Below are 26,022 nucleotides of genomic sequence, written 5' to 3'. Positions count from 1 at the left end.
CCCGGCCGGCCCGGGATGGGGCTTCTGCTTTTGCGGATCATGCTTTAAGCCTTTCGCGGACGGGATTCGAAGACAAGGCCGAACGATGCGCTGCCCTTATTGCCAGTCTGAAGACACGCAGGTGAAGGACTCGCGTCCCGCCGAGGATGGCGCGGCCATCCGCCGGCGGCGCATCTGCCCGGTTTGCGGCGGCCGCTTCACCACCTTCGAGCGCGTGCAGCTGCGCGATCTCGTCGTGCTCAAGAAGTCCGGCCGCAAGGTTCCCTTCGACCGCGACAAGCTCGCCCGCTCGGTCGAGATCGCGGTGCGCAAGCGCAACGTCGATCCCGAGCGCATCGAGCGCGCCGTCACCGGCATCGTGCGCCAGCTCGAAAGCTCGGGCGAAAGCGAAATCCCCTCCGGCGAGATCGGCCGTCTGGTCATGGAGGCGCTGAAGTCGCTCGACGATGTCGCCTATGTCCGCTTCGCCTCCGTCTACCGCAATTTCCGCGAGGCCAAGGACTTCCACGAGGTGCTCGGCGAGCTGAAGGGCGACGAGGACGCCGGCTGAGCCATGCCCGGAACGACCACCCCTGAGCAGGACCGCATCGACCGCCGCTTCATGGCCGCTGCGATCCGCTACGCGCGCCGGCATCTCGGGCTCACCTCGACCAATCCTTCCGTCGGCACGCTGATCGTCCGCGACGACGGCAACGGCCCGGTCATCGTGGGCAGGGGTGTCACCGCCGTCGGCGGCCGGCCCCATGCCGAGCCCCAGGCACTCGCCGAAGCGGGCGAGCTGGCGCGCGGCGCCACCGCCTACGTGACGCTCGAACCCTGCGCCCACCATGGCCGCACGCCGCCATGCGCCAACGCGCTCGTCAGCGCCGGCATAACGCGCGTCGTCGGTGCCGCCAGCGATCCCGATCCCCGCGTGTCGGGCAACGGCTACGCCATATTGCGCACTGCCGGCATCGAGGTGAGGGAGCGGGTGATGGCCGCCGAAGCGGCCGACCAGCTGGCAGGCTACCTGAATCGATCCGTCAACAAGCGGCCGGAAGTGATTCTGAAGCTTGCGCTTTCCGCCGACGGCATGATCGGCCGGCGCGGCGAGGGGCAGATCGAGATCACCGGCGAGGTGTCGCGGCGCCAGGTCCACGTCATGCGCGCCGAATGCGACGCGATCCTGATCGGCATCGGCACGGCCATCGCCGACGATCCCGAGCTCACCGTGCGCCTGCCGGGCCTGCGGACGCGGTCGCCGGCTCGGATCGTGCTCGACAGGCTGACCCGTCTGCCGGTGACCTCGAAGCTGGCCCGCTCGGCGCTGGACGTGCCCGTGCTGGTCGCCACCTGTCCGGAAGGCGACGCGGCCAACCGGGCCGAGCTCGAACGCGCCGGCGTGAAGTTCCTGGCGACCGAGAGCTATGACGGGCGGGTCGCGCTGCCCGAACTGCTCGAGGACCTGGCCAATCAGGGCATGTCGCGCATCCTCGTCGAGGGCGGGGCGGATACGGCGCGCGCGTTCCTCGAGGACGGGCTGGTCGACAGGATCGCGCTCTTCTGCGGCCCCGAGGCGATCGGCTCGGACGGCATTGCGGCGCCGATCGGCCGCGACCATATACCGGCAGGGTTCCGGCTGGTGCACGAGGCGCGCTACGCCGAGGACGGCTTCGCCGAATGGATAAGGGATATCTGATGTTCACCGGGATCGTTACCGACGTGGGGACCGTTGCGTCCACCGCTCCGCTCGATCAGGGCGTGCGCCTGCGCATCGATACGGCCTACGACCCCAGGACCATCGACATCGGCGCTTCGATCGCCTGCTCGGGGGTCTGCCTGACCGTCGTCAGGCTGCCGGAAGAGGCGTCCAACGCCCGCTGGTTCGAGGTCGAAGCCTGGGAGGAGGCCTTGCGCCTCACTACCGCGAGCGACTGGTCCGCCGGGCGCCGCATCAACCTCGAACGCGCGCTCAAGATCGGCGACGAGCTTGGCGGGCACATCGTTTCGGGCCATGTCGACGGCATGGCCGAGATCGTTTCGCGCGAGGACGAGGGCGAGGCGGTGCGGTTCCGGCTGGAGGCGCCGCGCGAATTGGCGAAGTTCGTCGCGCCCAAGGGTTCGGTTGCCCTCGACGGCACGTCGCTGACGGTCAACAAGGTCGAGGGCACGCGTTTCGACGTGCTGTTGATCCACCATTCGCTGCAGGTGACGACCTGGGGCGAACGCAAGGTCGGCGACCGCATCAACATCGAGGTCGACACCATGGCGCGTTATGCGGCGCGGCTCGCCGACGCTGCCCGGGAAGGGCTCTGAGACGACCGCAAGCGGCTTGCGCAAGGCGGCCGGCGGTTTCATGCTCTGGCCCTTAACACTTCGCTTGCGAACTCCCCCGGTTCGGCCTAAGTGACCGGCTCTGCCGGAGATCGAACATGGCCAATGACAAGAAACTGAAGCTCCTCATCGTCGAGGCGCGCTTTTACGACGACCTCGCCGACGCACTGCTCGACGGCGCCAAGGCCGCGCTCGACGAAGCCGGCGCGTCCTATGACGTGGTCACCGTGCCCGGTGCGCTCGAAATTCCGGCCGTGATCTCCTTTGCCCTCGATGCGGCCGACGACGAGGGTGTCCACTACGACGGCTATGTCGCGCTCGGCACCGTCATCCGCGGCGAAACCTATCATTTCGAGATCGTCGCCAACGAATCCGCCCGCGCGCTGATGGATCTCTCGGTCGCCGAGTCGATCGCCATCGGCAACGGCATCCTGACCACCGAAAACGACGAGCAGGCCTGGGTGCGTGCCCGCCGCGGCGATGGCGACAAGGGCGGCTTCGCGGCCCGTGCCGCGCTGACCATGATCGCCGTGCGCGAGAAACTGGGAGCCGCCCGATCGTGAGCTCTTCCGAAGACAAGGGCCAGCCGGCCGTCCGCCATGCCAACAAGCGCGGCGCGGCCCGTCTCGCCGCCGTCCAGGCGCTCTACCAGATGGACGTGGCCGGCAGCGGCCTGCTCGAGATCACGGCTGAATACGAGGCCTTCCGGCTCGGCAAGGAAGTCGACGGCGCGCTCTACCGCGAGGCCGACGCGCAGTGGTTCCGCGCCATCCTGTCCGGCGTGGTCGAGAACCAGAAGATCGTCGACCCGGTGATCCGCCAGGCGCTCACCGAAGACTGGCCGCTGTCGCGCCTCGATTCCACGCTGCGCGCGATCCTGCGCGCCGGCGTCTACGAGCTGATGAAGCGCCAGGACGTTCCGGTGGCGGTGATCGTGTCGGAATATGTCGACATCGCCAAGGCCTTCTACGAGGACGACGAGCCCAAGCTCGTCAATGCGGTTCTCGACCGTGTTTCCCGCAAGCTGCGCGGCGAAGGCAAGGGCAAGGACGCGACATGACCGTTGGCGAACGCGAAGCGCGGCGAACTGCCTACATCCTCGCCGCATCGCAAGCCATCATAGGCTCGGCCGCGCCGATCTCCTTCTCGATTGGCGGCCTGGCTGGGTTCTACCTCCTCGGCGAAGACAAGTCGCTGGCGACGCTGCCGATCACCGGCTTCAGCCTGGGCATGGCGCTTGGCGCGCTTCCCGCCGCTGCCATCATCCGCAGCCTAGGCCAGCGCGGCGGCTTCATGTTCGGCACGGCCGTGACGGCCGTCGGCGGCGCCATAGCGACGCTGGCGCTGTTCCGGGCCGAGTTCTGGCTCTTCGTGTTCGGCCTGCTGATGCTTGGCGCCGGCAGTGCCTTCGTCCAGCAGTTCCGCTTCGCCGCGGCCGACAACGCCCCGCCTGAATTCAAGGCCAACGCCATTTCCTTCGTGCTTGCCGGCGGCATCATCACTGCCATCCTCGGCCCGCAGATCGTGATCTTCACCCGCGAGTTGTTCGCGCCGGTGATGTTTGCGGGTTCGTTCGCGGCCATCATCGGGCTCGCCGCGGTCGGCGCCGTCATCCTGTCCTTCCTCCGGGTGACGGAAGGCGCGCACGCGCACCATGCTTCCGCCGCCGCGGACGCCAGGCCGCTCAAGGAGATCGTGACCCAGCCGCGCTTCGCCGCCGCCCTGGTCTGCGCGGTCGGCACCTACACGCTGATGACCTTCGTCATGACCGGCGCGCCGCTCGCCATGGTCGGCTGCGGCTTCTCGCCCGACCAGGCGACGCTCGGCATCTCGTGGCACGTCATGGCCATGTTCGGCCCGAGCTTCTTCACCGGCAGTCTGATCCGGCGCTTCGGCCCCGAGCGCATGGTGGGGCTGGGCATCCTCCTGCTCATCGGCTGCGCCATCGTGGCGCTGTCGGGCATCGCGCTCTGGCAGTTCTGGTCGGCCCTGATCCTGCTCGGGCTCGGCTGGAACTTCGGCTTCATCGGCGCCACCGCGATCGTCGCCACCGCCTATCGCTCGTCGGAGAAGGCGAGGGTGCAGGGCTTTCACGATTTCGTGTTGTTCGGGGCCGTGGCGCTGGCCTCCCTGCTGTCGGGGGCGGTCTACAACGCCTATGGCTGGGACATGCTGAACTGGCTGGTTTTCCCGGTTTGCGTGGTCTGTCTCGGTGCTCTGGCCACACTGGCCAAGGCGAGCCGCCGCCAGGCGGCCTGACAGGAAGTTGTCGGCAGTCGTCGCCGTCGTTTGTTCGAACTTCAAAAAAATATTGCGCGCAGCCCGAATGTAGTGAAAGCGTATGCCCCGACGTAAGGCAGACGGCATGCTCATATGTAGCGACGTCCGTCTCCAGTCACATCAAAGGGGGGTATCGTGAGCTTCAAGACTATTCTGGCGATTGCCGGAGTTTCATTCGGCATCGCAACGGGTGCTGCAAGTGCGCAGGTGGTCGTCTCGTCCAAGATCGACACCGAAGGCGGCGTGCTCGGCAACATCATCCAGTCGGTTCTCAACGCTAACAACATAGCCACGACCGACCGCATCCAGCTCGGTGCGACGCCGGTCGTCCGCAAGGCGATTGCCGCGGGCGAGATCGACATCTATCCGGAGTATACCGGCAATGCCGGTTTCTTCTTCGAGAAGGCGGATGATCCGGTCTGGAAGGATGCCGCCAAGGGCTACGAGACCGCCAAGAAGCTCGACTACGATGCCAACAAGATCGTCTGGCTGTCGCCGGCACCGGCCAATAACACCTGGGCGATTGCGCTGCGCAAGGACGTTACCGAGCCGAACAAGCTCGCCACCCTCAGCGACTTTGGCAAATACGTCTCTGGCGGCGGCAATGTCGTGCTGGCGGCATCCGCCGAGTTCGTCAATTCGGCGGCCGCGCTGCCAGCCTTCCAGACGACCTACGGCTTCACCCTCAAGCCGGAGCAGCTGATCACGCTGTCCGGCGGCGACACCGCCGCCACCATTGCCGCAGCCGCCAACCAGACCAACGGTGCCAACGCCGCCATGGTCTACGGCACCGACGGCGGCATTGCCCCCTCCGGCCTCGTCGTGCTCACGGACGACAAGGGCGTGCAGCCGGTCTACCAGCCGGCGCCGATCGTTCGCGAGGCGGTGCTCAAGCAGCATCCGGAGATCGAGACCCTGCTCAAGCCCGTGTTCGAGAAGCTCGACCTCGTCACGCTCCAGGAGCTGAACGGCCGCGTCCAGGTAGGCGGCGAGCCTGCCAAGGCAGTCGCCGAGGATTTCCTGAAGAAGAACGGCTTTCTGAAGTAAGCTCCTGCGGCGCGCTTCGGCTGTCGGGGCGCGCCACAGGCAGCGGGGACGCATCTCGGCCGTGAGCATCAGATTTGACAAGCTTGGCGTGGTGATCGCCGCGATCGCCGCCTATGGCGCCTTGGTTGCGCCATTCGCCACGTTTCGCGCCAATCGTATCGTCGCCGGCGAGCCGCGGTCGATACTCGAGGCGCTGCCGCCGTTCTCCGGCGCCTTGCTGCTCGCGGTTCTCGGCGCGGCGGCCGTCGTGGCGCTGCTCAGGACGCCGCTGGTCGCGCGGCTTGCTGCGGGTGCGGTTGCGATTGCCGGCCTTGCCGTCTTCATCGGCGTGGTCGGCGTTTATCTGACGCCCGAGGGCAATACGTTCGCCCGCATCTCGCCGGCCTCGGGCTTCTGGCTTTCGATCTTTGCGTTCACGCTCCTGCTCGCCGACGGGCTCACTCGTCTCGCGCCGAAGCCTGCGACACGCGTGGCCGTGCTCTTGGCGGTCGCCGTCGCGGCCTGGGCGCTGCTCGCCTCGGGCGCATGGGACAGCCTTTCCATCCTCAAGGAATATTCCAGCCGCGCCGACACCTTCTGGGCCGAAGCGCGGCGCCATGTCACGCTGGCGCTCGGTTCGCTCGCCGGTGCGGTGATCGTGGGATTGCCGCTCGGCGTCCTCAGCCACCGCGTCGAATGGCTGCGGGCAGGCATGCTCAACACCCTCAACATCATCCAGACCATCCCGTCCATCGCGCTGTTCGGCATCCTGATCGCGCCGCTGGGCTGGGTTGCGGCCAATGTCCCGGGGGCGGCAGCCATCGGCATTCGTGGCATCGGCGTAGCACCGGCCTTCGTCGCGCTTTTCCTCTATTCGCTGCTGCCGGTGGTCGCCAACACGGTCGTCGGGCTGGCGGGCGTCCCGCGCGCCGCCAACGACGCCGCCCGTGGCACGGGCATGACCGACTGGCAGCGCCTCAAAGGCGTCGAGTTCCCGCTCGCCTTTCCGGTGATTCTGACCGGCATCCGCATCGTTCTCGTCCAGAACATCGGGCTCGCCACGATAGCCGCGCTCATCGGCGGCGGCGGCTTCGGCGTCTTCGTGTTCCAGGGCGTCGGCCAGACGGCGATGGACCTCGTGCTGCTCGGCGCGGTGCCGACGGTCGCGCTGGCATTCGCTGCAGCAATCATTCTCGACGCGGTCATCGAAACGGCCGCGACAGGCAGACCCGTGGCGGAGGCCGCATGATCGAAATCGAACATGTCACCAAGCGATACGGCGACTTGACGGTCGTCGACGACGTGTCGATGGTCATCGAGCCGCGCACGATCACCGTGATCGTAGGCACATCCGGCTCGGGCAAGACCACGCTCCTGCGCATGATCAACCGACTGGTCGAACAGACGTCGGGGGCCATCAGGCTGGACGGCGTCGACAACCGCTCGGTGCCCGGCCCGCAACTGCGCCGCAGCATCGGCTATGCCATCCAGGGGCACGGACTGTTTCCGCACCGGACGGTGGCGCAGAACATCGCCACGGTGCCCGTGCTGCTCGGCTGGGACGCGGCGCGGACCAAGGCGCGGGTCGACGAGCTGCTGGCGCTCTTCCAGCTTGATCCCGCGGCCTTCGGTCCGCGCTATCCGCACGAGCTGTCGGGCGGCCAGCAGCAGCGCGTCGGGGTTGCCCGCGCGCTCGCCGCCGAACCCAACGTGCTTTTGATGGACGAGCCCTTCGGCGCGCTCGACCCCATCATCCGCACCAAGGCGCAGGAGGACCTGCTCGCCATCCAGAAGCGCTTCGGCACCACCATCGTGCTCGTCACGCACGACATGGAGGAGGCGGTCCATCTCGGCGACCGCATCGCCGTCATGGATGCCGGCCGCCTGGTCCAGTACGCCAGGCCGGCGGAAATCCTTGCCCGGCCCGCCAACGATTTCGTCGAGACGCTGATCGGCACCAGCGACCGGCCCTTCAAGCTGCTTTCGTTGGGATCCGTCGACGAGGCCATCGAGCCGGGGCAGGCGGAGGGCGAAGCCATCGGCGCCGACGCGACGCAGCGCGACGCCTTGGCAAAGCTGTTGTGGTCCGGCCGTTCCGAAATGCCGGTGACCGATGGCGACGGCAAGGCCATCGGCCGGGTGACGGTCGACGGGCTGGTCAAGCGCGCCGCGAGGCCCGAATGAGGTCCTGGATCCCCACGATCCTGCGGCTGGCGCTGCTGGTCCTGCTGGTGGCGTTCCTCGCCAATCCGGCCTGGTTCGAGCCGGTGTTCAAGCCGCTGACGCAGAACGGCGCGCCGGCGATCTACAACCAGGGCAGCCTGCTGTCGCTTGCGCTGCTGCACCTGCGGACGGTGGCGATCGCCACGGCTGCTGCGATCGTCGTTGCCGTTTCGCTCGCCATCCTGGTGACGCGCCCCGCCGGAGCAGAGTTCCTGCCGCTGTCGCGCAGCCTGGTGAACATCGGGCAGACCTTTCCCCCGGTCGCGGTGCTGGCGCTTGCCGTTCCGGCCGTCGGTTTCGGCGAGAAGCCGACGCTGATCGCGCTTTTCCTCTATGGCCTTTTGCCGATCTTCGAGAACACGCTGACGGGGCTCACCACGACGCCGGCCAACGTCGTCGAGGCCGCGCGCGGCGCCGGCATGACCGGCTGGCAGCGTCTCGTCCAGATCGAGCTGCCGCTGAGCGTTCCGGTGATCCTGGCCGGCATCCGGCTGTCGGTCGTCATCAGCCTGGCGACGGCGACCATCGGCTCGACGGTCGCCGCAAAGACGGTGGGCGAGGTCATCATCGCGGGGCTGCAGTCCAACAACCTCGCCTTCGTCCTGCAGGGCGGGCTGATCGTGGCGGCCCTTGCCGTGCTGATCTATGACGTGCTGTCGGCTCTGGAGCGCATCGCAGCCAGGCGCATGGGGCTGGCGACGCAATCCTGATTCCTTGCTAGCGGCCGCGCACTGGATGGTCGAGCGTGATCTCGAGATGCGTCGCACCGCCTTCGACGATCCAGCGGCGGCGCAGCACGGCGAAATCATGGCTGCCTGCGCCCGACGCGATCGAGACCACGTCGCCGGTCTGGCATTCCGGCATAAGCTTCAGCGCGCCGATGGCCGCGTCCAGCCCGAGCTTTCCGGCGTACATCCTGGCCGATCCGGTCAGCACCAGCTGGACCGGCTGGCCTGTTGCGTCGCCCGCGAGACTCGGTGATTGATCTGGTCGATGCCCCGATCCGTCATTCGAAGGAATTCTGGCCATGATTTGGCGTCTCTCCAAGATCGTAATGTGTCTCTGCCTCGCAGCTTTCGCCTTTCTCGTGGCGTTCGGCAATATCACCGACTACGGCTCCAATTTCGCCTTCGTCCAGCACGTACTGAGCATGGACACGACCTTTCCCGGCAATGCGCTGATGTATCGCTCGATCACCAACCCGACGCTGTGGAGCGTCGGCTACTGGATGATCATCTTCGGCGAGGCGCTGACCTTCGTGCTCTTCCTCGTGGCCGCGCTGAAGCTCTGGCAGGCGCGCAATCGGTCCGGACAGGAATTCAACGATGCCAAGGGTTTTGTCGCGCTTGGTGCCACGATGGGCTTTCTCGTCTGGTTCTTCGGCTTCATGGTCGTCGGCGGCGAGTGGTTCGCCATGTGGCAGTCCAGCACCTGGAACGGCCAGGAAGCAGCCTTCAAGTTCTACATGTCGATGCTGGCGGTGCTGATCTACGTCAACCAGCCCGACCGCGACCTGGCCTGAGGCATTTTTTGATTTCGAGGCCGTTCGAAGCGGTTTGGCGAAAGCCGGGACAAAAGCTCGGCGATATCTTGACGTCCTTGGCCCTGTTTCGGATTGTCGCACCGGGGGTCGGCACCAGCACATAGGCTGCCGGTCTCGTTCACTTAGCCCGGGGAGGGGATATCCGGGCGCAATCAGGGAAGAGAATTGGCAATGACAATGCTTTACGTCGTCATCGCCTGCGGCTTGCTATCTGTCCTTTACGCCATCTGGGCGACGCAGTCGGTGCTTGCATCCGACCAGGGCAGTGCGCGCATGCAGGAAATCTCTGCTGCCATCCGTGAAGGTGCGCAGGCATATCTAGCGCGCCAGTACACGACCATCGCCATCGTCGGCGTCGTCGTGTTCCTGCTCGCCTGGTGGCTGCTTTCCGGCACCGCGGCGATCGGCTTTTTGATTGGTGCAGTCCTGTCCGGGACTGCGGGTTTCATCGGCATGCACGTCTCGGTACGCGCCAATGTGCGCACCGCCCAGGCAGCCTCCAACAGCCTGGCCGCCGGCCTCGACATCGCCTTCAAGTCGGGCGCCATCACCGGCCTGCTCGTCGCGGGCCTCGCCCTGCTCGGCGTGTCCGTCTACTATTGGGTCCTCACCGGGCCGATGGGGCTCGCGCCCAACGACCGCATGGTCGTCGATTCGCTGGTGGCGCTCGGCTTCGGCGCCTCGCTGATCTCGATCTTCGCGCGTCTCGGCGGCGGCATCTTCACCAAGGGTGCGGACGTCGGCGGCGACCTGGTCGGCAAGGTCGAAGCGGGCATTCCGGAGGACGATCCGCGCAATCCGGCGACGATCGCCGACAACGTCGGCGACAATGTCGGCGACTGCGCCGGCATGGCCGCCGACCTGTTCGAGACCTATGCGGTGACGGTCGTCGCCACCATGGTGCTCGGCGCCATCTTCTTCGCCGGCTCGGCGGTGCTTTCGAGCGTGATGCTCTATCCGCTCGCCATCTGCGGTGCCTGCATCATCACCTCGATCGCGGGTACGTTCTTCGTCAAGCTCGGCTCCAACGGTTCGATCATGGGGGCCCTCTACAAGGGCCTGATCGTCACCGGCCTGCTGTCGGTCCTCGGTCTCGGGGCGGCCACGTCGCTCACCATCGGCTGGGGCGAGGTCGGCCTGGCAAATGGCGTCCTGGTCACGGGCTGGAACCTGTTCATCTGCGGGCTCATCGGCCTCCTGGTGACCGGCCTGATCGTGGTCATCACCGAATACTACACCGGCACCAACAAGCGTCCCGTCAATTCGATCGCCCAGGCGTCGGTCACCGGTCACGGCACCAACGTGATCCAGGGCCTCGCCGTGTCGCTCGAATCGACGGCGCTGCCGGCCATCGTCATCGTCGGCGGCATCATCGCCACCTTCCAGATCGCCGGCCTGTTCGGCACCGCCATCGCCGTCACCACCATGCTCGGGCTCGCCGGCATGATCGTGGCGCTCGACGCCTTCGGCCCGGTCACCGACAATGCCGGCGGCATCGCCGAAATGTCCGGCCTGCCGAAGGAGGTGCGCCAGTCGACCGATGCGCTCGACGCCGTCGGCAACACCACCAAGGCGGTGACCAAGGGCTACGCCATCGGTTCGGCCGGCCTCGGCGCGCTGGTGCTGTTCGCAGCCTACAGCTACGACCTGCAGTATTTCGCCGCCAACAGCGCGCAGTTCCCGTACTTCGCCGACATCGGCACGGTGTCGTTCGACCTGTCGAACCCCTATGTCGTCGCCGGCCTGATCTTCGGCGGCCTGATCCCGTACCTGTTTGGCGGCATCGCCATGACCGCCGTCGGCCGCGCGGCGGGTGCGATCGTCGAGGAAGTGCGCAAGCAGTTCCGCGAGAATCCCGGCATCATGCAGGGGACCTCCAAGCCGAATTATGCGCGCGCCGTCGACCTGCTCACCAAGGCTGCGATCAAGGAGATGATCATCCCGTCGCTGCTGCCGGTGCTGGCGCCGCTGGTGGTCTATTTCGGCGTCCTCTTGATCTCCGGCTCCAAGGCGTCCGCCTTCGCCGCCCTCGGCGCATCGCTGCTCGGCGTCATCGTCAACGGCCTGTTCGTGGCGATCTCGATGACCTCCGGCGGCGGCGCCTGGGACAACGCCAAGAAGTCGTTCGAGGACGGTTTCACCGACAAGGACGGCGTCAAGCACATGAAGGGGTCCGAAGCCCACAAGGCATCGGTTACCGGCGACACCGTCGGCGATCCCTACAAGGACACGGCCGGGCCGGCCGTGAACCCGGCGATCAAGATTACCAATATCGTCGCACTGCTGCTGCTGGCGGTCCTGGCGCATAGTTGAGCCGCGCCCCTGCGGGGACCCGGCAAGAAAAAGACCCCGTCCGCGTCGTGCGGGCGGGTTTTTTTTATGCCCGTCCTGTCAATGTAAAAACCCGCGGGATTGCTCCCGCGGGTGTTGTTGCCTGAGGTTTCTGGAGCCCGCCCGGCCGGCCGATCAGCTTCCGCCGAAGATGCTGCTGGCTGCGCTCGACCCCATCTTGCCGGCGCCCGAGAGCAGCTGGCCGAGGAAGTTCTGGTCCTTGCCGCCGGTCGGCGTCGTGCGCGAGATGAAATCGAACACCTTGCCGTCCTGCAGGCCGTAATTGGCGATTTGGGAGACGCGGCCGTCGGTGCCGAAATAAACGGCCAACACGCGCTGGTCGACGAGCTTCGGCTTGGCGAAGGCGACCGCGCGCTTGCGCGTCTGCGAGATGTAGTAGAACACCTCGTTGTCGAAGGTGGCGGTGGTCGAAGGCGTGCCCAGCGCCAGCAGCACCTGTTCGCGGCTCGAGCCGACGGGCACGGAATCGATCGACTGCTGGTCGATGACGTAGCCCTGGGTCAATGTCTCGCCCGGGTTCAGGTCACCGAAGGTCTTCGAGGTGTTGCACGCCGAAAGCACGACGGCAGCCGCGACAAGCGACACGGCACCGGCCGGCCGCAGCGAAAATGGCATCTTGAATTTCAGCGACTGCAACAACAACTCCATCCTGTCGTGCCAGGGCCCTGGCTTGCGCGAAGCCGCAAAACCGGTAAACCAGCTTGCGCGCCGATGCAACAAGGCCACCTAGCGAAACGGGTCCCCGGGAGACCGCCCTCTCATGTTCCAGCGTCTGTTTGGCCGTCAACGCCAAGCCAACCGCGCCATCACGGACGCGCTCTATACACGAATCGTGGCGGCGGCGCGGCAGGAACCACTATATTCTGCTTGGAACGTGCCGGACACGCCGCTCGGGCGCTTCGAGATGCTGTCACTGCACATGTTTCTGTTCCAGCACCGCCTGCGCGGCGAACAGGGGCCGCCGGCCGAGATCGCGCAACTGCTGATCGACGAGTTTTTCCTCGACGTCGACCACTCGCTGCGCGAACTTGGAATCAGCGACGTCGGCGTGCCAAAGCGGATGAAGAAGCTGGCTAAGATGTTCTATGGCCGGACCGAGGCCTATAGGGAGGCGGTCGAGGGCAATGATAGGGCAGGACTGGCCGCTGCTCTCGCGCGCAATGTCCGCCCGGAAGACGCAAGCTGGCCCGAGGCCGCCGCGCTGGCGGACTATGTGCTGGGGGCAGATGTTTTCCTCAAGGCGCAGCAGACCAGCGAAATCTGCGCCGGCAAGCTCGAATTCCCGGCGCCCAAGGCGGCCTGAAGGGAGGCCATCGATGAGACACGTCCAGACCCAGAGCCCGGTCTCGTTCATTGTCAATGTCGCGCGGCTGCCGCAGAAGGGCATGTCGGTGGTCATCGAGGCCGATGCGGCCCAACGCGAAGCATTGGCCGAGGCGCATGGGCTGCTTTCGGTCGAGCGCTACCGCGCCGAGCTTCTCGTCACAAGCTGGAAGCGCAACGGGGTCAAGGTCCGCGGCCGCGTCGAAGCGTCGATCACCCAGGCCTGCATCGTCACCATGGATCCGCTGGACGCGAAGGTCGACGAAGAGGTCGAGGGCGTTTTCCTGCCGCAGGATTCCAAGCTCGGCCGCGAGGGTTTCCATGTTGGCGGCGAGATCCTGCTTGATGCCGAGGGGCCGGATAGCCCCGAGACCTTCGAGGGCGACAGCATCGACGTTGGCGCGCTCGCCGAGGAGTTCTTCGGCCTCGGCATCGATCCTTACCCGCGCAAGAAGGGCGCCACGATGACCGCAGCGACCGACGAAGACGCCGGGCCGGTCGAGAGCGAGTTCCAGAAAAAGCTGCGTTTGATTGCCAAGAAACTTTGAAAACGATTTTCGATTCGCGTAATCCGGTTGTACGGCGATCCAAAACCGCTATTTTCCGCCCGGGTTTATGCGTGCCCCGCTACGCCAACAGTGAGATGACCGACGCGTGATCAGGATTTCAGTTGATGCCATGGGAGGCGATCACGGACCCTCCGTGGTCATCCCCGCTCTGGCCAAGGTCGCCGTCCGGCGCAGCGACGTTCGTTTCATCATCTACGGTCGCGAGGAGGCGGTTCGCCCCGAACTCGCCAAGCATCCGCGGCTGGCCGCGGTCAGCGAGTTCCACCACAGCGAGGTCGCCGTCCGCATGGACGACAAGCCGAGCCAGGCGCTGCGCCACGGTCGCTGGAAGTCGTCGATGTGGAAGGCCATCGAGGCGGTGAAGTCGGGCACGTCCGACGCCTGCGTGTCCGCCGGCAACACCGGCGCGCTGATGGCCATGTCGAAGTTCTGCCTGCGGACAATGGCGACGATCGATCGTCCTGCCATCGCCGCGCTGTGGCCGACCACGCGCGGCGAGAGCGTCGTGCTCGATGTCGGCGCCACGATCGGCGCGGACGCCCACCAGCTGATCGACTTCGCCATTCTGGGAACCGGCATGGCCCGGGCGCTGTTCGGGATCGAGCGGCCTTCGGTCGGCCTGCTCAATGTCGGCGTCGAGGAGATCAAGGGACAGGAAGAGGTCAAGGAAGCCGGGCGCATGCTGCGCGAGGCCAACATGGCTTCGATGAACTACCAGGGGTTCGTCGAGGGCGACGACATCGGCAAGGGTGCGACTGACGTCGTGGTGACGGAGGGCTTCTCCGGCAACATCGCGCTGAAGACCGCCGAAGGAACTGCGCGCCAGATCGCCGGTTACCTCCGCGAGGCGATGAGCCGCACGCTGATGGCCAAGATCGGCTACATCTTCGCCAAGGGCGCGTTCGACCGGCTGCGCGAGAAGATGGACGTGCGCCGTGCCAACGGCGGCGTCTTCCTCGGCCTCAACGGCGTGGTGGTGAAGAGCCATGGCGGTGCCGACGCGGATGGTTTCGCGGCGGCGATCGAGATGGCGTACGATATGGTTCGCAACCGGCTGCTCGATCGCATCGAGGCCGATCTCGACCTGTTTCATGCACGCAACCCGCATGCAGCGATGGGACGATCCAGCGCCGCGGTCGAAGAACAGGAATAGGACTTTTCGAAGTGATCAGATCAGTTGTGCGCGGCATCGGCTCGGCGTTGCCCCGCCGCATCATGAAGAACACCGATCTTGAAGGCGTGGTCGAAACTTCGGACGAATGGATCGTCCAGCGTACCGGCATCCGCCAGCGTCATATCGCGGCCGACGACGAGACGACGGCCTCGCTGGGCGAAGCCGCCGCGCGCGCCGCACTCGCCAATGCCGGGCTGACGCCCGACGACATCGACCTGATCGTGCTGGCGACGTCGACGCCGAACAATACCTTTCCGGCGACCGCCGTCGAGATCCAGAACCGGCTCGGCATGCGGCACGGATTCGCCTTTGACATGCAGGCCGTCTGCAGCGGCTTCGTCTATGCGGTCACGACTGCCGATCTCTACATCAAGGGCGGCCTGGCCAAGCGCGTGCTGGTGATCGGGTCTGAGACCTTCTCGCGCATCCTCGACTGGAACGACCGCTCGACCTGCGTCCTTTTCGGCGACGGCGCCGGCGCGCTCGTGCTCGAAGCCCAGCATGGCGAGGGGACGATTGCCGATCGCGGCGTGCTCGCCGCCAGCCTGCGTTCGGACGGCACCCACAAGGACAAGCTGTTCGTCGACGGCGGACCGTCGACCACCGGCACCGTCGGCCATCTCAAGATGGAGGGCCGCGAGGTCTTCAAGCATGCCGTGGGCATGATCACGGACGTGATCGAGGATGTCTTCGCCCAGGCCAGCATCTCTGCCGACGACCTCGACTGGTTCGTGCCGCACCAGGCCAACAAGCGCATCATCGACGCTTCCGCCAAGAAGCTCGGCATCGCCGAGGAGAAAGCGGTCGTCACCGTCCACCTGCACGGCAACACCTCCGCCGCTTCGGTCCCGCTGGCGCTTTCGGCGGCCGTCGCGGACGGCCGCATCAAGAAGGGCGACCTCGTGATGCTCGAGGCCATGGGCGGGGGCTTCACCTGGGGCGCGGTTCTGCTGCGCTGGTGATTCCCGACGGCGCAAGCGCCATCCCGCGGCTCGCGTGCGCCGGCTGCGGTTCGGTTCTTGACCTTGACGGATCAATTACTTAACCTCCGGCGCGTTTGCGAAATTGTGTTTTTGAGGATTGGACCGCCGCATGGGGGGAAAGACACTGACGCGTGCCGACCTCGCCGAAGCCGTCTACCGTAAGGTCGGCCTCTCGCGCACTGAATCGGCACAGCTGGTCGAGACGGTAATCGATGAAATCTGCGAGGCGATCGTCCGCGGGGAGACGGTCAAGCTCTCGTCCTTCGCAACTTTCCACGTGCGCGACAAGAACGAGCGTGTCGGGCGCAATCCCAAGACCGGCGAGGAGGTTCCGATCCTGCCGCGCCGGGTGATGACCTTCAAGGCATCCAACGTGCTCAAGAGCCGCATCCTGCGAGCGCACCAGAACGGCAAGTCGAAGGCCGCCAAGTAGCGCAATCGCGGCTTTTATCGGTTGATTGCCCGTTCGTGATTCGTACGGGGCTTGAATGTCGTCGCACAAACCGCTGAAATGAATCGCGAATCGTTTGCGAAAGTGGCGACCATGGACAAGAGCCCCGACGCCTTCCGCACCATCAGCGAAGTTGCCGAAGATCTGGACCTGCCGCAGCACGTGCTGCGTTTCTGGGAGACGCGTTTCACCCAGATCAAGCCGATGAAGCGCGGCGGCGGCCGCCGATATTACCGGCCGCAGGATGTGGAACTCATCAAGGGTATCCGCCACATGCTCTATGAGCAGGGCTATACCATCAAGGGCGTGCAGAAGCTGCTGCGCGACAACGGCAACCAGTTCCTGGTCGCGGTTGGCAGCGGCGATGTGGCGGCCGTCGAGGCCATCGCCCAGCGCAAGCAGGCCGAGGCCCCGATGACCCCGGCAGCCCTGCCGCGCGTCGACGACGAGATGCTCGTCGGCGAAGCCAGGGCCAAGCCCAGCCGGCGCTTCTTCGGCCTGGGCAAGGCCGATGACGAAGGGCCCGTCGCCGCCGACGGCGGCAAGCTGACGCGTGACAACCGCGCACTGCTGCAGGAGGCGCTGTTCGACCTCCTGGAGTGCAAGAGGCTGCTCGATCAGGTTCGCTGAGGACCGCATCGGCGAGCGACGGCCGTATCCGGCCCGCCGATCGAAACTATGAACAAGATTGACGGAAAAGCCGCCGATTTGGGTTGACCGGGACGGTATTATCAAGATACATCGCGACCGGTCCGGAGTGTAGCGCAGCCCGGTAGCGCACTTGACTGGGGGTCAAGGGGTCGTCGGTTCGAATCCGGCCACTCCGACCATTTTCCCTTCCCCTGCAATGCTTTGCTTAGGCAAGCGCCTCGTACAGGCGCATTGCGATTCCATCGAATTCATGGGCGGACGGCGCCACGGATACGTTGGCCTCCCGTAGCGCCGGCCTTGTTCCGTCACATCATCGAGGGCGGGATCAGCACGCTGTCGACCTTGTCCCCCTCGTCGTCCAACTGGATCGAGATATGCCCGCCGCGCTGGAGCAAGGGCAGGGCGACGTCGCGCGGGATGGTGAAGCTCTTGCCGCCTTCGAGCGTGACGACGCGAGCCGCGGGATTGAACTTGGCAATCACGCCGTTGACTTCCGATGCAAAGGCGGCGCCCGAGATCAGGACGAGTGAGGCGGTCGCAAGAATGAGCTTGTGCATGGCATTTCTCCTTCGGTGATCGTTTGGGCATCGGGGTCGATGCCTGGATGCCCGAAGTTACGGCCGCCGTTGGCCGGGGTTGCGCCCATTCCGGTAAACTCGAAACACAATGCACTCACGGATGATTGTTGCGTCCGGCGCGAAACTTGGCCGCTCGGCGCTCGTTGCGCGCCCGTCGGCCACGGCCGGCAACAAAAAAGCCACGGGCGCGGGCCCGTGGCTTTTCGCTTGGCGGCCCGGAGGGCTGCCAAGGGGGGGAGTCCGTCGCCTTACCTCAGTACGGCGGTGACGCGGTCGCCCTCGTCGTTCAGGTCGATCGAGACCCGCTCGCCGGCCTGGATCGACGGCACGGCAACATCGCGCGGGATGGTGAAGCTCTTGCCGCCTTCGAGCGTGATGACGCGGACGTCGGGGTTGTAGCTGCTGACGACGCCCACGGCGGACGACGCGAAGGCGGCGCCGGACATCAGGGCGAAGGCGGAAGCGGTGAGGATGATCTTCTTCATTGTAGTGTTCCTTTCAACTCGTCGGCGGAAGCGGATATTTCTGATCCGGTCGTTCCGCTTGCTGTTTGAGCCGGGCTGCCTGTCAACTTGCTGGCGGCTTGGCGGCTGGAAAGAGGCCACGGTTGGGAGGGCCCGTGGCTCTTTCGATTTTCAGCTTGGGAGGCTGTCTTTCGGGTGGTCCCTGGAGGGTAGTCCGAGGTCCTTAGAGCGACTTCAGCACAGCGGTGACGCGGTCGCCTTCGTCGTTAAGGTCGATCGAGACCTTCTCGCCGGCCTGGATCGACGGCACGGCGACATCGCGCGGGATGGTGAAGCTCTTGCCGCCTTCGAGCGTGATGACGCGGACGTCGGCGTTGTAGTTGCCGACCACGCCGTCAGCGGACGATGCCAGGGCAGCGCCGGACATCAGGGCGAGGGCGGAGGCAGCGAGGATGATCTTCTTCATTGTCGTATTCCTTTCAATTTGTCGGCGGAAGCGGATCTTCTGATCCGGCCGTTCCGCTCGTGGATTGAGCCGGGCTGCCCGTCCATTCGTTGGTTGAGGCGGCTTGGCGGCCGGAAAGAAGCCACGGTTGGGAGGGCCTGTGGCTCTTTCGGTTTTCAGCTTGGGAGGCTGTCTTTCGGGAGGACGGTCGGAGGTCCTTAGAGCGACTTCAGCACACCGGTGACGCGGTCGCCTTCGTCGTTCAACTGGATCGAGACCTTCTCGCCGGACTGGATCGACGGCACAGCAACGTCACGCGGAACGGTGAAGCTCTTGCCGCCTTCGAGAGTGATGACGCGAACGTCTGCGTTGTATTTTCCAACAACGCCATCGGCGGACGAAGCAAAAGCGGCGCCGGACATGAGAGCTACTGCCGAAGCAGCGATGATGATCTTTTTCATTTCGAAGTTCCTTTCAGCTTTATCAGCGGAACCGATCGTTTTGTTTTGGTCGTTTCGCTTACCATGCTCAGATAGGCGGCTTCATTTCAGATTACCATAGCTGGAATGGTCACTCTGATTCACAAAACAGTCACATGGATGTGAGCCGGCTTTTGGTGCCGGACTGTTCACAATATCGAGGGTGACGTGCGGTTCGCCGTGCCGGCGCGGATCAGCCGGCGACGGAGGTGACGGCGCGCTGGTGGCGCGCCTCGAGCGCGATCGCGCCCCATATCAGGCCGAGGAGCAGATAGAAGTGCCGCCAGTGATCGGTGTCGATCACGGTGCCGAGGGCGACGTGGCCGATGAAGACGACATAGGCTGGGAGCAGGTAGGGTTGCCACGGCCGATCGCGCAACAGGATGCGGAAACCGGCGGCGAGCGTCCAGACTATCAATATGAGGTAGCTGGCGAAGCCCAGCCAGCCGTAGTCCATCAGCGCCTTGAGCCAGATGTCGTGCGTGTCCTCGCCATAGATCTGGCCGAAGACCAGCGGGCCGATGCCGAACGGCTTCTCCAGGGCCATCAGGAAGCCGATGCCGTAGCGGGCGAACCGGCCCACGCGCGCGCCGTCATACTCCTGCACCAACTGGGCGCGCGTGGTGAACAGTTCGGCGACGCTGGGGATCTGCAGGGCGATGAGCAGTCCTGCCGCGAGCAGGGCGAGTGCGGCGATGCTCATGACGACGATCCTCAGCCGCAGCTTGCCGCTGCTGGTCTGCAGGAAGAGTAGGCCCGTGAGCAGGACCGCCGAAACCGCAAACAGGCCCCAGGCACCGCGCGAGAAGGACAGGAAGATGCCGCCCGTTATGACCAGCAGCGGCACGGTGTAGAGAGCCATGCGGGCGGGGCGCCCGGTGAGGATGCGCTGCAGCAGGTAGATGCCGGGAAGGGCGAGATACGGTCCGAACACGTTGGGGTCCTGGAAGGCACCCGCCGCGCGGTCGAATTTGGTGAACATCTCGGTGCCTGGCAGGATGCCGAAATAGCCGACGATGCCGAGCAGCGAGGTCACCACGGCCGAAGCGATCCAGGACAAATAGATGACCCGGTAGAGCCTGGGGTCGGCTTCGGTCACGGCGGCGAAGAAGATGGCCGTGAACGCAAGGAACAGGGAGACCGCAAGATAGAGCGGGGTGCTGCCGATGTCCGCCATCTGCGTCATCGAGACCAGTCCGCCGATGTTGAAGGTGATCAGCAGCACCACCAGCGGCGCGATTGTGCGCGACAGCGTGAGCCCGAACACCGACCAGGCGGCGATCAGCCCGGCCATGTAGATTTCATATGGCGCCGGCTCGCGGATGACGAACCCGGACAGCAGCACCCCGAATGCGACCGCGCCGGTCGAAACCAGGCCGATCAGCTTGGCGTTGACTGCCGCGCGCGGCAGGTCATGGGTGATCGCGCTCAATAGGCGTTTTCCGTGTCGAGCAGCCGGATCGGCGTCAGGAACAGGATCTTGACGTCGATCCAGAGCGACCAGTTCTCGATGTAGTAGAGGTCGAATTCGGTGCGTTTGCGGATCTTCTCGTCCGTGTCCATCTCGCCGCGCCAGCCGTTGATCTGGGCCCAGCCGGTGACGCCGGGCTTGACCTTATGGCGGGCGAAATAGCCGTCGACCACTTCGTTGTAGAGCAGGTTGTGCGACTGCGCCGCGACCGCATGCGGCCGCGGCCCGACCAGCGACAGGCTGCCGAACAGCGCATTGAAGAATTGCGGCAGCTCGTCGATGGAGGTCTTGCGGATGAAACGGCCGACGCGGGTGACGCGCGGGTCGTTCTTGGTCACGGCCTTGCGCGCGGTCGGATCGGCCTGCTCGGCATACATCGAGCGGAATTTGTAGACCTCGATCACCTCGTTGTTGAAGCCGTGGCGCTTCTGCTTGAACAGCACCGGACCCTTGCTGTCGAGCTTGATGGCGATCGCCGTGGCGATCATGACCGGCGAGAAGGCGACGATGCCGATCAGGCTGAAAACGATGTCGAAGGTCCGCTTGGCGACCGAATCCCAGTCGTTGATAGGCTTGTCGAAGATGTCCAGCATCGGCACCGAGCCGATGTAGGAGTAGGAGCGCGGCCTGAACTGCAGCTGGTTGGAGTGGGCCGAAAGCCGGATGTCGACCGGCAGAACCCAGAGTTTTTTCAACAGTTGCAGAACGCGCGTCTCCGCCGTCAGCGGCAACGACACGATCAGCATGTCGATGCGCGCGATGCGGGCGAACTCGAGCAGTTCGGACACCGTGCCGAGCTTCGGATAGCCCGCGACGATGGGAGGCGAGCGGCGGTCGTCGCGATCGTCGAAGATGCCGCAGATGCGGATGTCGTTGAACGGCTGCTGCTCGATGGAGCGGATGAGGGTCTCGGCCGCCTTGCCGCCGCCGACGATGACGGCCCGCCGCTCCATCCTGCCGTTGCGCGCCCAGCGCCGGATAAAGCGGGCCATGACCAGGCGCAAGGTCACGACCAGCACGAGGCCCACCGCGAACCACTCGGCGAAGAGCAGGCGGGAGAAGTCCGCCGACACCTTCATGAAGAAGGCGACGACCGCCATCAGGGCGAAGGTCGCGAACCAGGACACCACGATCCGGGCGATGGTCGCGCCGGGCCGCAGCAGCGACTGAAGCTGGTAGCCGTCCATGATCTCGAAGATCAGCACCGCCGAGATGGAGGCCAAGAGGATGATCAGCGGGTACTGCCAGCCGAGATGGGCCAGGAAGCCGACATTGTAGAGGTAGAAGAGCATGCCCGAGCCGAGCAGCAGCGAGAATTCGACGATGCGCAGGACGCCGCTCACCATGACCGGGGACATGGTGTCGCGACGGTATTGTGTGGCCACTTCCTGGGCAATGCTGTTCAGGCGCGTCGAACGGTCGGCCTTGCCGTCATTGGTTGCCGCCTTGACGGCATCCGGGGTGAAGCGCTTGCTCGGGTCGAGGTTGTTCATGGTCGATCTGCAGGTCAGCCATCGGATTACCCGGCTGACCTAGCAAAGATCGGCTAAGAAACCCTTGAGCAACCGACCTGCCCGGCAAAAGTGTTTCGGCAGGGACGGCGTTCGAGGGCGGAAAGGTAGGCCTCTTCTACTTGCGAGGCCATGACCGTCACGCTGAAACGGCTTCGCAGTTCGGCGATGCCGGGCATGAGCGCCGCGTAGCCGGGCGGCGATTCTAGCGCTGCCATCATCTTTTCTGAAATGTCGCCGGCGTCGGGATAGGTCAGGGCAGGGGACGCCTTGCCCAATATCTCCGGGATGCCGCCGACCGCGGTGGCGATGATCGGCTTGCCGGCGGCCAGCGTTTCCAGGACCACATAAGGCATCGCTTCGGCGCGTGAGGGGACGACGACGCAGCGGGCGAGTGCGAAGGCCTGGCGCGCCGGCATAGGGTCCATGAAGCGCACCTCGCTGGCGAGGCCGAGCCTTTCCACCTGAGCCTTGTAGCGGGGCAGGTGTTCGCCGTCGCCCACCATGACCGCGCTGACCGGCCTGCCGAGATGCCGGCCCGTGCGGGCGAGCCCGTCGATGAAGAGATCCGGCCCCTTCAGGTCGCGCATCATGCCGATATAGAGGAAGTCTGCCGCGTCGTGTTGGGCCGCCACCGGCTCGAACTCCGCTTCGCCGAGGCCGTTGTAGACGAGGCTGTTGGCTATGCGCGGATGGCCGACCTTGCGGTGGAATGTGCGGCGCTCGTAGTCGGACACGAACAGGAGGTGGTCGGTGAAGCGCTCCATGAGGCGTTCCAGCCCGAAGAACAGCTTCCCCGTCGTCGTCCGTTCGTCGTAGTGCAGGCTGCCGCCATGCGGCGAATAGAGGCGGGCCACGCGAGACCTTGAAACCCGCAACAATGAGCCGAAGGCTCGAGCATAGGTGCCACCCTTGGCCCCGTGCCCGTGCAGAACGTCCGGCTGCAATTCCTTGATGATCCTGTAGGTGCGCCAGCCCGCGGCGATGTCGCCGGGGCCGATATGGCGCTGCATGGGTGTCCGCCTGATGCCGAGGGCCAGCATCGGCTCGATCGCCTCGAAGAGCCGGTCCTCATGCGCACCGCCCGTCGACGCATCGCAGATGATGCCGACCGAGTGGCCGGCCTCGACCTGGGCCTCCGTCAGGTCGCGCACGTGCCGGAAGATCCCGCCGACCGGAGATCTGAAGCAGTGGACGATCCGAAGTCTGTCGCTCACGTTCCGCCCCGCTACGGCTCAAAACAGGCGCTCGCGTACATAGACCGTGTCGCCCGGCAACAGCGGGTCGGAGGTCACCACGCGGCCGGTCATCACCTTGCCGTTGATGTCGCGGGTGATGTCGACATCGGCCTGGTTGGCGCGCGCGCTGAAGCCGCCGGCCATGGCGATGGCCTTCTGCACGGTCAGGCCGGGCACGTACGCGTATTGTCCGGCCGCGCCGACCTCGCCCATGACGAAGACCGGCCGGTACCTGTCGATTTCGACCGACACGTCAGGGTCGCGCAAATATCCCTCGCGCAGCTTGGCCGCCAGCGCCTTCTCGATCTGCTGGGCGGTGTAGCCGCGCGCCGGCACGGCGCCGACCAGCGGGAAGGAGATGTAGCCGGACTGGTCGACGCTGTAGGTGTTGGTCAGCCCTTCCTGCTCGAACACCGTGACGCGGATCCTGTCGCCTGCGCCGAGCCTGTAGGGCTGGTCGAGCACTTCATGGAAGGCGGCTGGAGCAGGCTTGTAGCTCGCGCACCCGGCAACCACGAGCATGGCAGCGACAAGCGCGTTACGGACGGGAACGGACCTGCTCATTTGAAAAGACGTACCTTCGACTGCTGGCGCCGCGCTCTGGCTGAGCGGTTCGAGCCAGTTATCGACTTGTTAGGGTTAATGGTCGGTAAAGTCGCCGCGGCTCATGGTCTATATTGGCAGGCGAGCCCGATATTAACCGATGGGTTACCATGTTTGTTTACCTTCATCCTGCTCAGCCTCGGAGTAGGAATGCATGTCTGCCGTCCAGTCCAACGCAGGTGACGTCGACGTCGACCTCGGTCAGCTCTTTGCCAGTCTTGTCAGGAACTGGCGGCGACTTGCCGTCGTCGCCATAACTGTAACAGGGCTTGCGTTTGTACTTGCGTCGCTCGCCACGCCTCATTATCGCGCCGAAACACGCCTGCTGATCGAGACGCGCGAATCCGTCTTCACCCGACCCGACGGCAGCAGCGAGGCCGAGCGGCCGATCCTCGACGAGGAGGGGGTGGCCAGCCAGGTGGAGGTCATCGCCTCCAGCGACATCCTGAAGCAGGTCGCCAAGCAGCTCGACCTGGCCAGCCGGTCGGAGTTCGATGCCGCGGCCGACATGTCCAGCTTCGCGCGCCTTCTGGTGATCGCCGGTCTCAAGAGCGATCCCGGCGAACTGCCGCCGGAGGAGCGGGTGCTCAAGGCGTTCCGTGAAAAGCTGAGCGTCTATCGTATCGAGAAGTCGCGCGTCATCGTCATCCAGTTTTCGTCCGAAGATCCGAAGCTCGCCGCTGACGTGCCGAATGCGATCGCCGACGCCTACATGGCGTTCCAGCGCGACGCCAAGCTGGCGTCCAGCACCGAGGCGACCGATTGGCTCAAGCCCGAGATCGCCGACCTGACCCAGCGGGTGAAGGACGCCGAGGCGCGCGTCGCCGCCTACCGGGCGCAGTCGGATCTGCTGGTCGGCCAGAACAACTCGGTTCTTGCCACGCAGCAATTGTCGGAGCTTTCGAGCGAGCTTTCCAGGGTGCGCGCCGGCCGGGCCGCGGCCGAGGCTACGGCGCAGAGCGTGCGCCAGGCGCTCAAGGGCGGCGGCTCCATCGATGCCATCCCCGAAGTACTCTCGTCCGGCCTGATCCAGCGGCTGCGCGAGCGGCAGGTGCAGCTCAAGGCCGATATCGCCGACCTTTCCACGACCTTGCTCCCCAACCATCCGCGCATCAGGGCGCTGAACTCGCAGCTTGCCGACCTCGATGCCCAGATTCGTGCCGAAGCCGAGAAGGTGCTGAAGGGAATGGTCAACGAATCGAGGACGGCCGATCTGCGCGAGAAGCAGCTCATCGCCGATCTCAACACGCTGAAGGCCGAGTCGGCCCGCGCTTCCGAGCAGGAGGTGGAACTCAGGGCGCTCGAACGCGAGGCCGCGGCCCAGCGCGCGCTGCTCGAATCCTATCTCACCCGCTACCGCGAGGCTTCGTCGCGCCAGGATCGCAACTATCTGCCGGTCGATGCGCGGGTGTTTTCGCGCGCGATCGTGCCTTCGGAGGCCTATTTCCCCAAGGTGCTGCCCATCGTCGGCGCGGCATTCGTCGGCTCGCTCCTGCTCATGGCGATCGTGACCCTGCTACAGGAACTGTTTTCGGGCCGTGCCATGCGTCCGGCGCCCGGCGCGCGCGTGGCGCCGGTGGCCGAGGTCGGCATGCCCGCGCGTCGCGTGGCCAACCTCGCCGGCGAAGCCGGTGAGCGGCCTTGGGACGATGCCGAGGCTGCTGTGGTTCTCGAAGATGAGCAGCACGACGAAAAGGAACGGTCACAAGCCGCGTCGGGCGCCGCGACGGACGCGGAAACGCGCGTGCCCGCCGCCATCGGCATCGAAGGTGCAGCCGAGCGGCTGATCGCGAGTGGCGCGACCCGCGCGATTTTCGTCTCGCCCGAGGGCGACGAGGCTGCGGCTACCGCCGTCCTGGTGGCGCGCGAGATGGCGGATGCGGGATTGCGCGTGCTGCTGCTCGACCTCACTGCCTCGGGCGCCGCCTCGCGGCCGATGCTCGACGGCCGGCGCTATCCGGGCATCACCAACCTGCTTGCCGCGGAGGCGCAGTTCACCGACGTCATCCGCACCGACTACTATTCCGATTGCGATGTCATGCCGGTGGGCACGGCCGATCCCGCACGGGCGATGCGGGCGGTCGATCGCCTGCCGATCATCATGGAGTCGCTGACCACGGCCTACGACATCGTCGTCGTCGAGTGCGGCTCGGCCGACGCCGGCGAGATCGGGCGTCTTGTGGGGGAAGGCACCGAGGTGCTGGTCAGTTTCCTCGAGCATCACGACGAGATCGCCGACGCTGCCGACGGACTGCGTGCCGGCGGCTATGACGGCGTGATCCTGGTGACGCCGGTGGGCTACGACCTGCCCGACGCGCCCGTGCCGACGCGCTCGGCGGCCTGAG

At 65.5% G+C, this 26,022-nt stretch carries 29 protein-coding genes and 1 tRNA gene; 20 read left to right on the top strand and 10 right to left on the bottom strand.

The features are described 5' to 3' along the window. The first annotated feature begins 85 nt into the window (after nucleotides 1–85). The 10 genes from nrdR to J2X50_RS06720 all read left to right on the top strand — a co-directional run bounded on the left by nrdR (nucleotide 86) and on the right by J2X50_RS06720 (nucleotide 8,552). Nucleotides 86–550 (top strand): transcriptional regulator NrdR, encoded by a 465-nt coding sequence (gene nrdR, locus J2X50_RS06765; RefSeq protein ID WP_018427355.1) that lies wholly within the window; start codon nucleotides 86–88, stop codon nucleotides 548–550. Between the two features lie 3 nt (nucleotides 551–553). Next, nucleotides 554–1,678 (top strand): bifunctional diaminohydroxyphosphoribosylaminopyrimidine deaminase/5-amino-6-(5-phosphoribosylamino)uracil reductase RibD, encoded by a 1,125-nt coding sequence (ribD, locus tag J2X50_RS06760; protein ID WP_429093187.1) that lies wholly within the window; start codon nucleotides 554–556, stop codon nucleotides 1,676–1,678. Beyond that, nucleotides 1,678–2,295 carry a riboflavin synthase gene (locus J2X50_RS06755; protein ID WP_429093739.1) on the top strand — a complete coding sequence of 206 codons (618 nt, stop codon included), beginning with the start codon at nucleotides 1,678–1,680 and terminating at the stop codon, nucleotides 2,293–2,295. The genes ribD and J2X50_RS06755 overlap by 1 nt, the downstream gene beginning before the upstream one ends. A gap of 116 nt (nucleotides 2,296–2,411) precedes the next feature. Beyond that, on the top strand, nucleotides 2,412–2,876 hold the full coding sequence (ribH, locus tag J2X50_RS06750; protein WP_429093185.1) for a 6,7-dimethyl-8-ribityllumazine synthase: 465 nt from the start codon (nucleotides 2,412–2,414) through the stop codon (nucleotides 2,874–2,876). Beyond that, entirely contained in the window at nucleotides 2,873–3,373 is a 501-nt protein-coding gene (gene nusB, locus J2X50_RS06745; protein ID WP_429093182.1) for a transcription antitermination factor NusB, read from the top strand. The genes ribH and nusB overlap by 4 nt, the downstream gene beginning before the upstream one ends. Then, nucleotides 3,370–4,572, top strand: a complete 1,203-nt coding sequence (locus tag J2X50_RS06740; RefSeq protein WP_429093179.1) for an MFS transporter — start codon at nucleotides 3,370–3,372, stop codon at nucleotides 4,570–4,572. The genes nusB and J2X50_RS06740 overlap by 4 nt, the downstream gene beginning before the upstream one ends. A 156-nt stretch (nucleotides 4,573–4,728) precedes the next feature. After that, nucleotides 4,729–5,640, top strand: a complete 912-nt coding sequence (gene osmF / locus J2X50_RS06735) for a glycine betaine ABC transporter substrate-binding protein OsmF (RefSeq protein WP_429093176.1) — start codon at nucleotides 4,729–4,731, stop codon at nucleotides 5,638–5,640. A gap of 61 nt (nucleotides 5,641–5,701) precedes the next feature. Further along, entirely contained in the window at nucleotides 5,702–6,868 is a 1,167-nt protein-coding gene (locus tag J2X50_RS06730; protein WP_429093173.1) for an ABC transporter permease, read from the top strand. Further along, a complete protein-coding gene (locus tag J2X50_RS06725; protein ID WP_429093170.1) occupies nucleotides 6,865–7,803 on the top strand; it encodes an ABC transporter ATP-binding protein in 939 nt (312 codons plus the stop codon). Before J2X50_RS06730 ends, J2X50_RS06725 begins: the two co-directional genes overlap by 4 nt. Next, nucleotides 7,800–8,552, top strand: coding sequence for an ABC transporter permease (locus tag J2X50_RS06720; RefSeq protein ID WP_429093167.1), 753 nt, complete (start codon nucleotides 7,800–7,802; stop codon nucleotides 8,550–8,552). Before J2X50_RS06725 ends, J2X50_RS06720 begins: the two co-directional genes overlap by 4 nt. Nucleotides 8,553–8,559: 7 nt before the next feature. Here J2X50_RS06720 and J2X50_RS06715 read toward each other — a convergent pair whose 3' ends face one another. Continuing rightward, nucleotides 8,560–8,757, bottom strand: a complete 198-nt coding sequence (locus tag J2X50_RS06715; RefSeq protein ID WP_429093164.1) for a hypothetical protein — start codon at nucleotides 8,755–8,757, stop codon at nucleotides 8,560–8,562. 112 nt (nucleotides 8,758–8,869) lie between these two features. Here J2X50_RS06715 and J2X50_RS06710 point away from each other — a divergent pair, with 112 nt between their 5' ends. After that, on the top strand, nucleotides 8,870–9,364 hold the full coding sequence (locus J2X50_RS06710) for a DUF2165 family protein (protein WP_429093161.1): 495 nt from the start codon (nucleotides 8,870–8,872) through the stop codon (nucleotides 9,362–9,364). Between the two features lie 192 nt (nucleotides 9,365–9,556). Then, the gene (locus J2X50_RS06705) at nucleotides 9,557–11,698 is read left to right on the top strand and encodes a sodium-translocating pyrophosphatase (protein ID WP_429093158.1); all 2,142 of its coding nucleotides are present in this window, start codon (nucleotides 9,557–9,559) and stop codon (nucleotides 11,696–11,698) included. 153 nt (nucleotides 11,699–11,851) lie between these two features. On the opposite strand, the gene J2X50_RS06700 is transcribed toward J2X50_RS06705, so the two are convergent. Beyond that, nucleotides 11,852–12,373: an outer membrane protein assembly factor BamE gene (locus J2X50_RS06700; protein ID WP_429093155.1), complete on the bottom strand. Its 522-nt coding sequence runs from the start codon at nucleotides 12,371–12,373 to the stop codon at nucleotides 11,852–11,854. 124 nt (nucleotides 12,374–12,497) lie between these two features. Between J2X50_RS06700 and J2X50_RS06695 the strand changes: the two genes are divergently transcribed. The 7 genes from J2X50_RS06695 to J2X50_RS06665 all read left to right on the top strand — a co-directional run bounded on the left by J2X50_RS06695 (nucleotide 12,498) and on the right by J2X50_RS06665 (nucleotide 17,067). Then, on the top strand, nucleotides 12,498–13,040 hold the full coding sequence (locus tag J2X50_RS06695) for a ubiquinol-cytochrome C chaperone family protein (RefSeq protein WP_429093152.1): 543 nt from the start codon (nucleotides 12,498–12,500) through the stop codon (nucleotides 13,038–13,040). Nucleotides 13,041–13,053: 13 nt separating this feature from the next. Continuing rightward, nucleotides 13,054–13,608, top strand: coding sequence for a DUF177 domain-containing protein (locus J2X50_RS06690; RefSeq protein ID WP_429093149.1), 555 nt, complete (start codon nucleotides 13,054–13,056; stop codon nucleotides 13,606–13,608). 106 nt (nucleotides 13,609–13,714) lie between these two features. After that, a complete protein-coding gene (plsX, locus tag J2X50_RS06685) occupies nucleotides 13,715–14,782 on the top strand; it encodes a phosphate acyltransferase PlsX (RefSeq protein ID WP_429093146.1) in 1,068 nt (355 codons plus the stop codon). 11 nt (nucleotides 14,783–14,793) lie between these two features. Beyond that, nucleotides 14,794–15,765, top strand: a complete 972-nt coding sequence (locus tag J2X50_RS06680) for a beta-ketoacyl-ACP synthase III (protein WP_429093143.1) — start codon at nucleotides 14,794–14,796, stop codon at nucleotides 15,763–15,765. A 130-nt stretch (nucleotides 15,766–15,895) separates the two neighbouring features. Beyond that, nucleotides 15,896–16,219, top strand: coding sequence for an integration host factor subunit alpha (locus J2X50_RS06675; RefSeq protein ID WP_340037679.1), 324 nt, complete (start codon nucleotides 15,896–15,898; stop codon nucleotides 16,217–16,219). A gap of 111 nt (nucleotides 16,220–16,330) precedes the next feature. After that, nucleotides 16,331–16,867 (top strand): MerR family transcriptional regulator, encoded by a 537-nt coding sequence (locus tag J2X50_RS06670; protein ID WP_429093140.1) that lies wholly within the window; start codon nucleotides 16,331–16,333, stop codon nucleotides 16,865–16,867. A 123-nt stretch (nucleotides 16,868–16,990) separates the two neighbouring features. Continuing rightward, a tRNA-Pro gene (locus tag J2X50_RS06665) sits at nucleotides 16,991–17,067 on the top strand. A gap of 126 nt (nucleotides 17,068–17,193) precedes the next feature. On the opposite strand, the gene J2X50_RS06660 is transcribed toward J2X50_RS06665, so the two are convergent. From J2X50_RS06660 to J2X50_RS06625, 8 genes are all read right to left on the bottom strand, one after another. Continuing rightward, complete coding sequence (locus J2X50_RS06660) at nucleotides 17,194–17,445, bottom strand: DUF1344 domain-containing protein (protein ID WP_429093138.1); 252 nt, start codon at nucleotides 17,443–17,445, stop codon at nucleotides 17,194–17,196. A 269-nt stretch (nucleotides 17,446–17,714) separates the two neighbouring features. Beyond that, the gene (locus tag J2X50_RS06655) at nucleotides 17,715–17,951 is read right to left on the bottom strand and encodes a hypothetical protein (protein WP_340037676.1); all 237 of its coding nucleotides are present in this window, start codon (nucleotides 17,949–17,951) and stop codon (nucleotides 17,715–17,717) included. 202 nt (nucleotides 17,952–18,153) lie between these two features. Then, nucleotides 18,154–18,396 (bottom strand): hypothetical protein, encoded by a 243-nt coding sequence (locus tag J2X50_RS06650; RefSeq protein ID WP_340037675.1) that lies wholly within the window; start codon nucleotides 18,394–18,396, stop codon nucleotides 18,154–18,156. 197 nt (nucleotides 18,397–18,593) lie between these two features. Beyond that, nucleotides 18,594–18,836 carry a DUF1344 domain-containing protein gene (locus J2X50_RS06645; RefSeq protein WP_429093135.1) on the bottom strand — a complete coding sequence of 81 codons (243 nt, stop codon included), beginning with the start codon at nucleotides 18,834–18,836 and terminating at the stop codon, nucleotides 18,594–18,596. A gap of 211 nt (nucleotides 18,837–19,047) precedes the next feature. After that, a complete protein-coding gene (locus J2X50_RS06640) occupies nucleotides 19,048–20,286 on the bottom strand; it encodes an O-antigen ligase family protein (protein WP_429093133.1) in 1,239 nt (412 codons plus the stop codon). Further along, nucleotides 20,283–21,818 (bottom strand): undecaprenyl-phosphate glucose phosphotransferase, encoded by a 1,536-nt coding sequence (locus tag J2X50_RS06635; protein WP_429093131.1) that lies wholly within the window; start codon nucleotides 21,816–21,818, stop codon nucleotides 20,283–20,285. The genes J2X50_RS06640 and J2X50_RS06635 overlap by 4 nt, the downstream gene beginning before the upstream one ends. A 53-nt stretch (nucleotides 21,819–21,871) precedes the next feature. After that, nucleotides 21,872–23,053 (bottom strand): glycosyltransferase family 4 protein, encoded by a 1,182-nt coding sequence (locus J2X50_RS06630; protein ID WP_429093128.1) that lies wholly within the window; start codon nucleotides 23,051–23,053, stop codon nucleotides 21,872–21,874. 18 nt (nucleotides 23,054–23,071) lie between these two features. Continuing rightward, on the bottom strand, nucleotides 23,072–23,638 hold the full coding sequence (locus tag J2X50_RS06625; RefSeq protein ID WP_429093125.1) for a polysaccharide biosynthesis/export family protein: 567 nt from the start codon (nucleotides 23,636–23,638) through the stop codon (nucleotides 23,072–23,074). 193 nt (nucleotides 23,639–23,831) lie between these two features. On the opposite strand from J2X50_RS06625, the gene J2X50_RS06620 reads away from it, so the two are divergent. Continuing rightward, a complete protein-coding gene (locus J2X50_RS06620; RefSeq protein ID WP_429093122.1) occupies nucleotides 23,832–26,021 on the top strand; it encodes a GumC family protein in 2,190 nt (729 codons plus the stop codon). The last annotated feature ends 1 nt before the right edge of the window (nucleotide 26,022 follow it).

Origin of the sequence: Aminobacter sp. BE322 (assembly GCF_050433525.1) — a bacterium.
In the GTDB taxonomy this organism is placed as follows: Bacteria; Pseudomonadota; Alphaproteobacteria; order Rhizobiales; family Rhizobiaceae; genus Aminobacter.
Note: the sequence above shows the minus strand (reverse complement) of the source record. Positions and strands in the feature narration are given on the sequence as shown.

Bases quoted from the DNA above. Each gene is read 5' to 3' on its own strand.
- nrdR (WP_018427355.1), top strand. From the start codon at position 86: ATGCGCTGCCCTTATTGCCAGTCTGAAGACACGCAGGTGAAGGACTCG.
- ribD (WP_429093187.1), top strand. From the start codon at position 554: ATGCCCGGAACGACCACCCCTGAGCAGGACCGCATCGACCGCCGCTTC.
- J2X50_RS06755 (WP_429093739.1), top strand. From the start codon at position 1,678: ATGTTCACCGGGATCGTTACCGACGTGGGGACCGTTGCGTCCACCGCT.
- ribH (WP_429093185.1), top strand. From the start codon at position 2,412: ATGGCCAATGACAAGAAACTGAAGCTCCTCATCGTCGAGGCGCGCTTT.
- J2X50_RS06740 (WP_429093179.1), top strand. From the start codon at position 3,370: ATGACCGTTGGCGAACGCGAAGCGCGGCGAACTGCCTACATCCTCGCC.
- J2X50_RS06725 (WP_429093170.1), top strand. From the start codon at position 6,865: ATGATCGAAATCGAACATGTCACCAAGCGATACGGCGACTTGACGGTC.
- J2X50_RS06720 (WP_429093167.1), top strand. From the start codon at position 7,800: ATGAGGTCCTGGATCCCCACGATCCTGCGGCTGGCGCTGCTGGTCCTG.
- J2X50_RS06715 (WP_429093164.1), bottom strand. From the start codon at position 8,757: ATGTACGCCGGAAAGCTCGGGCTGGACGCGGCCATCGGCGCGCTGAAG.
- J2X50_RS06710 (WP_429093161.1), top strand. From the start codon at position 8,870: ATGATTTGGCGTCTCTCCAAGATCGTAATGTGTCTCTGCCTCGCAGCT.
- J2X50_RS06705 (WP_429093158.1), top strand. From the start codon at position 9,557: ATGACAATGCTTTACGTCGTCATCGCCTGCGGCTTGCTATCTGTCCTT.
- J2X50_RS06695 (WP_429093152.1), top strand. From the start codon at position 12,498: ATGTTCCAGCGTCTGTTTGGCCGTCAACGCCAAGCCAACCGCGCCATC.
- J2X50_RS06690 (WP_429093149.1), top strand. From the start codon at position 13,054: ATGAGACACGTCCAGACCCAGAGCCCGGTCTCGTTCATTGTCAATGTC.
- J2X50_RS06675 (WP_340037679.1), top strand. From the start codon at position 15,896: ATGGGGGGAAAGACACTGACGCGTGCCGACCTCGCCGAAGCCGTCTAC.
- J2X50_RS06670 (WP_429093140.1), top strand. From the start codon at position 16,331: ATGGACAAGAGCCCCGACGCCTTCCGCACCATCAGCGAAGTTGCCGAA.
- J2X50_RS06660 (WP_429093138.1), bottom strand. From the start codon at position 17,445: ATGCACAAGCTCATTCTTGCGACCGCCTCACTCGTCCTGATCTCGGGC.
- J2X50_RS06655 (WP_340037676.1), bottom strand. From the start codon at position 17,951: ATGAAGAAGATCATCCTCACCGCTTCCGCCTTCGCCCTGATGTCCGGC.
- J2X50_RS06650 (WP_340037675.1), bottom strand. From the start codon at position 18,396: ATGAAGAAGATCATCCTCGCTGCCTCCGCCCTCGCCCTGATGTCCGGC.
- J2X50_RS06645 (WP_429093135.1), bottom strand. From the start codon at position 18,836: ATGAAAAAGATCATCATCGCTGCTTCGGCAGTAGCTCTCATGTCCGGC.
- J2X50_RS06635 (WP_429093131.1), bottom strand. From the start codon at position 21,818: ATGAACAACCTCGACCCGAGCAAGCGCTTCACCCCGGATGCCGTCAAG.
- J2X50_RS06625 (WP_429093125.1), bottom strand. From the start codon at position 23,638: ATGAGCAGGTCCGTTCCCGTCCGTAACGCGCTTGTCGCTGCCATGCTC.
- J2X50_RS06620 (WP_429093122.1), top strand. From the start codon at position 23,832: ATGTCTGCCGTCCAGTCCAACGCAGGTGACGTCGACGTCGACCTCGGT.